Source organism: Catellatospora sp. NPDC049609 (assembly GCF_040675365.1).
In the GTDB taxonomy this organism is placed as follows: domain Bacteria; phylum Actinomycetota; class Actinomycetes; order Mycobacteriales; family Micromonosporaceae; genus Catellatospora.
The window spans coordinates 102,623-111,199 of the sequence record NZ_JBFAOU010000007.1 but is presented as its reverse complement, the minus strand read 5'-3'; the positions used below and the strand labels follow the sequence as shown (position 1 = coordinate 111,199).

The 8,577-nt window shown below is 76.2% G+C and carries 8 protein-coding genes; 7 read left to right on the top strand and 1 reads right to left on the bottom strand.

Annotated features, from left to right (window positions below; genetic code table 11):
• The 5 genes from AB0J67_RS03705 to AB0J67_RS03685 form a co-directional block, all read left to right on the top strand.
• Nucleotides 1–645 (top strand): hypothetical protein (locus AB0J67_RS03705; RefSeq protein ID WP_363475875.1); only part of this gene is annotated, 645 nt, incomplete at its 5' end.
• Nucleotides 642–2,528 (top strand): TOMM precursor leader peptide-binding protein, encoded by a 1,887-nt coding sequence (locus AB0J67_RS03700; RefSeq protein ID WP_363475873.1) that lies wholly within the window; start codon nt 642–644, stop codon nt 2,526–2,528. The genes AB0J67_RS03705 and AB0J67_RS03700, both read left to right, overlap by 4 nt.
• Before the next feature lie 8 nt (nt 2,529–2,536).
• Entirely contained in the window at nt 2,537–3,802 is a 1,266-nt protein-coding gene (locus AB0J67_RS03695) for a hypothetical protein (RefSeq protein ID WP_363475871.1), read from the top strand.
• Complete coding sequence (locus AB0J67_RS03690) at nt 3,799–5,550, top strand: thiopeptide-type bacteriocin biosynthesis protein (RefSeq protein WP_363475869.1); 1,752 nt, start codon at nt 3,799–3,801, stop codon at nt 5,548–5,550. The genes AB0J67_RS03695 and AB0J67_RS03690 overlap by 4 nt, the downstream gene beginning before the upstream one ends.
• Before the next feature lie 112 nt (nt 5,551–5,662).
• A complete protein-coding gene (locus AB0J67_RS03685) occupies nt 5,663–5,980 on the top strand; it encodes a winged helix-turn-helix domain-containing protein (protein WP_363475867.1) in 318 nt (105 codons plus the stop codon).
• 34 nt (nt 5,981–6,014) lie between these two features.
• Here the strand turns inward: AB0J67_RS03685 and AB0J67_RS03680 are convergent, their stop codons facing one another.
• Nucleotides 6,015–6,584, bottom strand: coding sequence for a helix-turn-helix domain-containing protein (locus tag AB0J67_RS03680; RefSeq protein WP_363475865.1), 570 nt, complete (start codon nt 6,582–6,584; stop codon nt 6,015–6,017).
• A 141-nt stretch (nt 6,585–6,725) separates the two neighbouring features.
• Here AB0J67_RS03680 and AB0J67_RS03675 point away from each other — a divergent pair, with 141 nt between their 5' ends.
• Both AB0J67_RS03675 and AB0J67_RS03670 read left to right on the top strand, forming a co-directional pair.
• Complete coding sequence (locus AB0J67_RS03675; protein ID WP_363475863.1) at nt 6,726–6,923, top strand: hypothetical protein; 198 nt, start codon at nt 6,726–6,728, stop codon at nt 6,921–6,923.
• Nucleotides 6,924–7,021: 98 nt separating this feature from the next.
• Nucleotides 7,022–8,410 carry a radical SAM protein gene (locus AB0J67_RS03670; protein ID WP_363475861.1) on the top strand — a complete coding sequence of 463 codons (1,389 nt, stop codon included), beginning with the start codon at nt 7,022–7,024 and terminating at the stop codon, nt 8,408–8,410.
• Nucleotides 8,411–8,577 lie beyond the last annotated feature (167 nt).

The following is an 8,577-nucleotide window of genomic DNA, read 5'->3' as shown; positions in this document are numbered from 1 at the left end:
GAGCGGCTGCTCGCCGCCGGTGACGCCGGGCCGGTCGCGGTCGGGGTCGACGAGCGCCACGCCCGCGGCCTGGCGCTGCGCCGCCTGGCCGACGCGGTGGTCGAGGACCTCGACGCCGTCGCGCTGCCCGAGACGGCGTGGAGCGGCTCGCCAGCGGCCCGCCGCTGGTGGAAGGCGCTGACCCTGCGGTTCGGACACCCGGCCTGGGTGCACGTGCGGCAGCCGGCGCCCGGTGTCGTACACGCCGAGATCGCCTGCGGCGGCGAGGTCGTCGCCTGGGCGGTGGAGGCCGACGCAGGTGACGCCGTCGCGTTCGCGGCGCTGGCCGCGGTCGCCGCCGCGCAGGCCCGCGCAGCCGGTGCCGCCGTGCCGACCGGCCCGGTCACCCTGTCCGGCGCCGCGCCGGTCTGGCGGCCCTCCGATGCGGACACCGTGGCGTGGTCGGCGGGCTGGGACTGGCCGGCCGGTGCCGGTGCGGCCGAGGACGGGCTGCAGCAGGCGCTGCGCTCGCTGCCGCAGCTGTCGCGGGCCGCCGTGTGGACCGTCGACGGCGCCGCCGCCGAGGACGGCCTGACCGAGCAGGCCGCGCAGCTGCGCCGGGCGCTGGGCGCCGTCGGGTTCACGGTCGTGCGGTGGGCGTCATGACCGCCCTCGCCGCCGCGCTGCACGCCGTCGACCTGCCCGAAGCGCTGCAATCGCTGGACCCTGAGGGGGAACCCGCGGTCGTGGTGCTGCAGCGGTGGACCCGGGAGCAGGCAGCCGAGCTGAGCCGGCTGGCGTGGGCGGGGCGGCGGCCGGTGCTGCCGGTGCGCTGCGACGGCGGGCTGATCCTGGTGGGCCCGGTGCTGCACCGGGGGGCGCCGGTGTGCCTGGCCTGCGCCGAGGGGGCCCGGCTGAGCGTGTTCGGCCCCGCCGTGCCGCAGCGCACCCCGGAGCTGGCCTTCGGCGGGCTGCTGCCGCCGACGCTGCTGGCGGCCACGGCCGCCCTGCTGGCCCGGATCCTGGCCGATCCGGCCGGATGGGGCGGGCGGGTGCTGGCGCTGCGCGCCGACCGGCTCACCGTGTCCACGCACCGGGTGCGCCCGGCCCGGCAGGGCTGCGACGTCTGCGCGCCGCTGCCCGACGACACCCCGGACGCCGCCCGCGTCAGCCTGCCGCCGGTGGCGGCGGCGGACCCGTACGCGTACCGCGCGGCCAACGACCGCACCACCCGCGAAGGGCTGCGCGCCGAGCTGTTCGACTGGCGGCACGGCCCGGTCGCGCACGTGCGCCGCACCGAGCGGCTGCCGCTGCCGCTGGTCACCGCGGAGCTGTCGGGCGAGGGCGCGGTCCGCGAGTCCGGGTACGGCCGCGCCCGCGGCTACGCCGGCGCCGAGCGGGTCGCGCTGTTCGAGGCGGCCGAGCGCTGGACCGGGATGCGCCCGCACGGGCGCCGCACCGTGCTGCACGCCTCCTACGACGAGCTCGACCCGGCGACGACCGTCGACCCGGCCCGGCTGGGCCTGCACGACCCGGCCTACACCGGCCATCCCCGGTTCCGGCTGGCCCCCTACACGCCGCAGTTGCGCACCGGCTGGGTGCACGGCTGGTCGCTGACCCGCGACCGGCTGGCCACCGTGCCCGAGCACGTCGCGTACTGGGGCCTGCGCCACGGCGCCGGGCCGCGGTTCCTGTACGAGAGCTCCAACGGCTGCGGGCTGGGCAACAACCTCACCGAGGCGGTGCTGTACGGCCTGTACGAGGTCGCCGAGCGCGACGCGTTCCTGATGGCCTGGTACGCGCAGACGCCGCTGCGGCGGGTCGCGGTCCCGGCCGACGACCCCGTGCTGGGCCACCAGGCCGACCGGCTGGAGGCCGCCGGATACGAGCTGCTGCTGTTCGACGCGACCAACGACTTCGGCGTGCCGACCGTGCTGTCGCTGGTCCGGGCCACCGATCCGCGCTCGGGCGGGCCGCAGGCGCTGTTCGCCGCGGGCGCGCACCCGGACCCGCGGGCGGCGATGCGCTCGGCCGCCGCCGAGGCCGTCGTCGACCTGTTCGTCACCCCGGACGTGGCCCGCGCGAAACCGGGCTACCTCGACCGGTCGCGGCTGCTGCCGATGCTCGACGACCCGACGCTGGTGGACACCCTCGACGACCACGTCGCGCTCAACAGCCTGCCGGAGGCCGCGCAGCGGCACCGGTTCCTGCTGGGCGAGCAGGACGGGCACGACTGGCGCGAGCTGTGGCCGGGCCACCCGGCCCCGGCGCCGGACCTGACGATGCTGCTGGCCGAGACGGTCGCCCGGCTCGACGCGGCCGGGCTGGAGGTGGTCGTGGTCGACCAGACCGAGCCGCGCCTGCGCGACCGGCTGGGCCTGCACTCGGCCAAGGTCATTGTGCCGGGCAGCCTGCCGATGACGTTCGGCCACGTCAACCACCGCACCCTGGGCCTGCCCCGGCTGCTGGAGGTGCCGCACCGGCTGGGCCGGCTGCCGGCCCCGCAGCGGTACGAGGACCTGCCCCTTCACCCCCACCCGTTCCCGTGAGGACCGCCATGGACACCACCCTGTCCCGCGTGTGGGACCACACCCACGGCAAGTCGGTGCGGCCGGGCACGTCACCGCGCCGGGTCGCGCCCGGCCGCGGCGGGCTGCCGCTGGCCGAGCTGGCCCGGCGGCATCCCGTGCCGGTGGCGGTACTGCGCACGGTGCTGAGCCCGCGGCGCTGGGAGCCGTGGAACACCTTCAACGAACACCGCGTCTACCCGTCTCCGCGCGCCGCCTGGCTCGTCGACGTGTCCATCGTGGACGGCGCCCGCAGGCTGCTGGTCGACCCGGTCCGCGACCGGCTCGTCCAGGCGCCCGCCGGCCCGGACAACATCGAAGGCTCGTCGCCGGACGTCGGCGCGCCCGCCGGGCCGGTCCGCCGCGAAGGCTCATCGCCGGGCGGCGGTGCGCTCGCAGGGAGCCCGCTGGTCGGCGACGGCGGCCGACCGGTGAGCGGCGACGGCCTCACGCTGGAGCTGTCCTTGCACCCGGAGCGGCTGCCGACCGGTTACGGCGCGCTGGCCGAGGCGCTGGTGCTGCTGGAGGCGGGGCATGTCGCCGCCGCGCTGGCCGACGCGGCCGCCGAGCACGGCTGGCGGGCCGACACGGCGTACGGCGACAGCGGACTCACCGTCACACTGCGCCCCGACGGCGCCCCGGCCGCGGGGCATGGGCGGGTGGCGGGGCGCCGGGCGGCGTACCGCAGCTCGGGGTTGAGCCCGCGCGGCCTGCACGCCGACCCGCGGCCGCTGCCCGGCGGCACCCTGGACCTGCTCGCCGCCGCCGCGCACCGGCCGCCCGCGGGCTCCCCGGCGGCCTGGCCGGGCCTGCGCCACCGCGCCGTCGCGGCCCGGGTCGCCGGACTGGCCCCCGGCCTGTACGCCGCGGACGGCCCCGCGCCCCGCCTGCTGGCCGAGGGCGTGCCGATGGACCGGGTGCAGGAGGCGTTCACGATGCCGCGGGAGGCCGTCGACGTCGCGGGCATGAACCTCGCCTGGGCGGTCACCGCCGACGTCACCGCCGCCGTGCGCGACGGCGGCGCGGCCGGATACCACCGGCTGCTGCTGGCCGCGGGCGCGTTCGCGCAGCACGTGGCGGTGGCGGCGGGCGCGGCCGGGCTGATGTGCCGCCCGGTGCGCAGCGTGCGCGAGGCACGACTGGAGGCCGCCGTCGGCGCGCCGCCCACCGAGGACTTCCTCTACCTGCTGCTCGTCGGGCGCTCGCGCGTCCGTGACTTCGCCTACGACCTCAGCCCACCGGAGGTGCTGCCGTGACCGCCCCCACGCTCGCGAGCGACGCCCGCGTCTGGCTCAGCCTGCACTGCTTCGCCTACTGGCCGGCGGGCGACCTGGACCGGTTCCTGTGCCGCACCGTCGCGCCGCTGCTGGACCGGCTGCGCGACGAGGGCCGGGTCGCCGACTGGTTCTACATCCGCTACTGGGAGGGCGGGCCGCACCTGCGGCTGCGGCTGCGCGGCACCGACCCGGCCACCGCCGCGTGGCTGCGCGACGAGCTGGGCCGGCTGCTGGCCGAGGCGCCGTTCACCGCGGCCGACATCGACGGGGAGGCCTACTACCGGGGGCTGGGCGGCAACGCCGCCCGGTCGCAGGCGGACTGGCACCGGCACGGTGACGTGCGCGAGATCGCCTACGTCGCCGAGACCGCCCGCTACGGCGGCCCGGACGCGCTGGCCACCGCCGAGGAGGTGTTCTGCCGCAGCAGCGAGGTCGCCGTGCGCGTGGTCGCGGCCACCCCCGATCCGCGTACCCGGCTGGCCGCCGCCACCGAGCTGACCATCGCCACCGCGACGGCGCTGGGCCTGGACCGGCTGGGCGCCGCCCGGTGGCTGCGGGCGCACGCCGCGGGCTGGCGCTGGAACGGCGAGGTCGCGATGCTGCCCACGGCGCTGATGCAGGAGCGCACCGCCCGGGTGCTGGCCGCCCAGGCGGCGACCCTCAACGGGCGCTGGACCCGCACGGTGGAGGCGGTCGCCGCCGACCCGGAGGGGCGGCGCAGCCCGGTCACCGGCTGGGCGGCGGCGGTCCGCGACGCGCACGCCCGGCTGCGGGAGCTGGAGCCCGCCGCGGGTGCGGGCCGGTGGCTGGCCGTGTGGGCGTCGCAGCTGCACATGATGTTCAACCGGCTGGGCATCACCCCCGACGAGGAGCGGTCGGTGTGCTGGCTCGTGGCGGGCACGGCGCTGGCCCCGGCCGGGCCGCAGCCGTTCTTCGCCGACGGGGTGCAGGCCGCCGACCGCGGCTACCACGAGGCCAGCAAGTACCTGCTCGGCGGGGCGAGCGACCACGCGCCGCGGGAGGCCGACGGCCCGCCGTCGCTGCCCCGGTTCCCCGGGATGAGCCCGCCTACGCCGCTGCCCGCGCACGAGGCGCCGAACGCGACGCTGGTCGACGTGCTGCGCCGCAGGCGCTCGGCCCGCGGCGCGCTGACGGGCCCGGTGGACGCGGCCGACCTCGGCACGCTGCTGTGGACGGCGTACTCGGTGTCGCATCACGAGCAGATCACCCTGCCCGACGGGTCGACCTACCGGTTCGGGCACCGGCCGTACCCGAGCGCGGGGGCGAAGTACGTGGCGCGGCTGCGGCTGATCGCCCGGGACGTGGCCGGGCTGGCGCCGGGCTGCTACCACGTCGACCCCGTCGAGCGGGTGCTGTGGCAGCTGGGCGACGCGCCCAGCGACGTGGACCTGGTCGCCACCTCCGACTGGTTCCAGCCCGGGCGCTCGCCGTACGAGGGGCTGGACATCTCGGCGCTGCCCGCGATGCTCGCCCTGTACGTGGAGCTGGGCCGGCTGCGGCCCCGGTACGGGCTGCGCGGGCTGCGGTTCGCCACGGCCGAGGCCGGGCATCTGGCGCAGAACCTGTCGCTGGTCGGTGCGGCGACGGGGCTGTCGGTCGGGATGATCGGCGGCTTCTACGACGACGTGGTGCACGAGGTCGTCGGGCTGGACGGCATCGACAACATCGCCATCTACCTGCTGCCCGTCGGGCGGCAGCGCCGTTAGCGGGCGGTCCGGAGACAAGCGTGCCCCCGGCCGTCAGGGAGGGCCGGGGGCGTCGCTGAGGTAAGTGTGACACATCGAGCCCGGGTCCGCACCTGGAAGGGGAGGGGGCGCCATGACCGAGCCGGTGCCGCGGCTGCGGCGGATCGCCGGTCTGGGCGAGCTGCGCGCGGTCAGCGACGGGGTACGCCTGGCGGTGCTGTCGATCCTGTTCGACCATCCGCAGCGGAGCTTCTCCGTGCGCGAGCTGGCCGAGCGGACCGGGATCGCGCCGACGCTGATGCACTACCACCTGTCGATCCTGGACAGCGAGCAGCTGGTCGAGGTCGTGGTGGAGCGCGGGACGAGGGGCCGGCGCGAGCGGCGCTATCAGGCGTTGTACGAGGCGCTGCGGTGGGACTTCCCGTCGGGGGAGCAGCAGGCGGCGCCGTAGGCGGGCGGGCGGGTGACCCGCCCCGACGGGGGTGTCACTCGCCGCGCGTGGGGTGCAGGGCGATCAGCAGGCCGAAGCGGTGCGGCCCGGAGCTCTGCTCGAACCGGTGCACCAGCTTGAGCAGCTCCTGGCGGAACTCGGTCAGGCGGCTCTCGTCGATGCTGGCCACGGCGCGGCTGACCAGCAGCCGGTCGCGCTCGGCGGCGCCGGCGTCGACGGACATGGTGCCCGCCGCCAGGCCGAGGTCGATCTCGTCACGGGTCTGGGCGAACTGGCGGCCGACGGCGGTGCGCAGCGACTCCCCGTCGTCGTCGGTGCGGCGGCTGAAGGTCAGGTCGAGCTGGCCCGCGCCGTACTGCTTCTCGATGATGCCGTTGACCACCCGGGTGTCGCGGATCTGCACGAGGTCGTGCTGCTCCAGCAGGTTCAGGTGGTAGTAGATCTTCGTCGGGGAGATGCCGACGATGCCGGCGAACTCCTTGGCTGTCCAGGTGCGTCCCGGTTCGGTCATCGCCAGTTCCAGGATCGCCATGCGGATCGGGTCGGCGAGCGCCTTGAGCGTGGACACGTCTTCGATGACTCGCCTGGTCACCACCTCGGTCACGGCTGAACCTCTCGTTCTGTTTCGTACCAACGGTTCGACTATACACCAACGCTTGACACGTTTTCATCGCTCAGATTATTTTGAATGCCAGATTCCACCATCACAATCTTTCGATATGAACGGTCCTACCAGGAGGATCACGTGCCCACGAACCGTCTCGCGACCGTCCTTGCCGCCACCGCCCTCGCCGTGGCCGCCGCACCCGGCCTCGCCGCGGCCGCGCCCACCGACCAGCCGGACCCCGGCGCCGACCGCGGCGCCGTCATCGAGGTCATCACCCTCGCCGGCGGCCCGGAGGACGACAACGAGAGCATCAACTTCGGCTGCGCCTACGCCTGAGCCGCCCGCAGGCCGGCGGCCCGCCCGCCGCCGGCCGCCCGCCCGGCCCGCCCGCCGCCCGCGGCGGTCCCGCACCGACGCCCCGAAAGGCCGCCGCCATGCCAGCCACCGCCCTGGTCCCCAGCCGCTACCTCGCCTTCGGGCAGCGCACCTACCGGCACACCTCGGGGCGCCCGGTGCGGGCGGTCTACCACACCGCCACGGCCACCGCGCTGCTGCTGGACACCGCCACCGTCGACGCCCTGCGCGGCGCCGCGGCCCTGGACACCGTCGACCCCGGCTCCCTCGGCCAGCTCGAAAGGCTCGGCCTGCTCGTCGCCGACGGCACCGACGAGGCCGGGGCGGTCATCGCCGCCGGCCGCGCCGCCGCCGACGGCAGGAACCGCCAGTTCGTGATCATGCCGACCGCCTACTGCAACATGGGCTGCGACTACTGCGGGCAGCAGCACGAACGCGGCACCGGCATCGCCCCCGGCCGCCACCGCGACGCCCTCTCCGAGCGGGTGCGCCAGGCCGCGGCGGGCGGGCGCTACGACACCATCACCGTCCGCTGGTTCGGCGGCGAGCCTTTGATGGGGTACGCGACCATACGCGCCCTGTCCGCCAGGTTCCGCGCCGACGCGCACCAGCACGGCGTCGCCTACGCCGCCAAGCTCGTCACCAACGGCGCCCTGCTCGACGCCCGCAAACTGCGCGTGCTGCACCAGGAGTGCGCCGTCGGGCACATCGAGATCACCCTCGACGGCGACGCCGCGGTGCACGACGCGTCCCGGCCGCTCAACAGCGGCCAGGGCTCCTACCACCGGATCGTGGCCGCGGTCCGCGCCGCGCTGGCCGACCCGCAGCTCGCGCGGCTGCGCTTCACCGTCCGCACCAACGTCGGGCGGCACAACGCCGACCGGGCCGACATGTTCGCCGCGGCCATGGCCGACGCCGGGCTGGCCGACCGGCGGGTCGTCTTCTACCCCGCGCCCATCCACTCCTGGGGCAACGACGTCGGCGGCGTCGCCCTCGACCGCGCCGAGCAGGCCCGCGTCGAGCTGGCGTGGTACGCCGCCTACCAGCGGGCCGGCCTGGCCAGCACGCCGCTGCCCACCGTCACCCGGCCGGTCGTGTGCACCGCGGTCAGCGCACACAGCGAGGTCGTCGCCCCCGACGGGCGCGTCTACACCTGCACCGAGCAGCCGCTGGTGCCCGGCTACACCGAGCAGCACGTCGGCACGGTCACCGAGCTGCCCGCCGGGCAGACCCGGCCCGCCGGCGCCTACGACGACTGGTACGACGCGCTCGACGCCGACGAGACCGGCTGCCGGGGCTGCCGGCTGCTGCCCGTGTGCGGCGGCGCCTGCCCGAAGCTGTGGCGCGAGGGCAAGCCGCCGTGCCCCCCGCTGAAGGCCAACCTGACCCAGCGCCTCGACCTGTACGCGGCCGCGGCGGGGCTGACCCCGCTGCCCCCGCAGGAGTCCACCGACCCGGGTCCGCGCTGACGACGGCCTCCTTGCGCCGTCCCCGTGAGGCCCGCTCGGTGTCGCGTGGCGGCAGCCGAGACCACATCGCGTCCTCGGAACGCTTGCCCAATGGCCGCCGCACAGCGCATAGTTCGAGGTAGCCCGCCCCCTTTCGTAAGGAATGCCACTGTGCTTGCCGACGACCT

Excerpts from the sequence above, each read along its gene's own strand:
- AB0J67_RS03670 (WP_363475861.1), top strand. The coding sequence starts at position 7,022 with ATGCCAGCCACCGCCCTGGTCCCCAGCCGCTACCTCGCCTTCGGGCAG.
- AB0J67_RS03700 (WP_363475873.1), top strand. The coding sequence starts at position 642 with ATGACCGCCCTCGCCGCCGCGCTGCACGCCGTCGACCTGCCCGAAGCG.
- AB0J67_RS03695 (WP_363475871.1), top strand. The coding sequence starts at position 2,537 with ATGGACACCACCCTGTCCCGCGTGTGGGACCACACCCACGGCAAGTCG.
- AB0J67_RS03685 (WP_363475867.1), top strand. The coding sequence starts at position 5,663 with ATGACCGAGCCGGTGCCGCGGCTGCGGCGGATCGCCGGTCTGGGCGAG.